This is a genomic window from Polaribacter sargassicola (assembly GCF_021991835.1).
GTDB lineage: Bacteria > Bacteroidota > Bacteroidia > Flavobacteriales > Flavobacteriaceae > Polaribacter > Polaribacter sargassicola.
The window spans coordinates 1-329 of the sequence record NZ_JAHDAU010000115.1 but is presented as its reverse complement, the minus strand read 5'-3'; the positions used below and the strand labels follow the sequence as shown (position 1 = coordinate 329).

The following is a 329-nucleotide window of genomic DNA, read 5'->3' as shown; positions in this document are numbered from 1 at the left end:
GCTGCTCGAGCTGTTCGCAGTGCGGCGGATGCTGGAATCGCAGGCCACCGGCCTCGCCGCCGGCAACGCCAGCGAGGAGCAGGCGCAGGGCCTGCTGGACGAGATCGGCTCCGTCGACGCGGATGCCGTCAGCATCGACGATCTCGTCGCGCATGACATCCGCTTCCACAGCTCCATCGTGCGACTGGCCGGCAACGACTACCTGGCGAGCCTGATCGACGGACTCAGCAGCCAGACGATCCGCGCCCGCGTCTGGCGCGGGCTGACGGAGCAGGGCGCGGTGGAGCGCACGCTTTCCGAGCACCTGGCCATCGCCGAGGCGATCGCCC

The 329-nt window shown here is 70.2% G+C and carries 1 protein-coding gene; it reads left to right on the top strand.

Annotated elements, in window-relative coordinates:
• On the top strand, positions 1–329 hold a 329-nt coding region (locus KI686_RS17130), incomplete at both ends, for a FadR/GntR family transcriptional regulator (protein ID WP_237590339.1).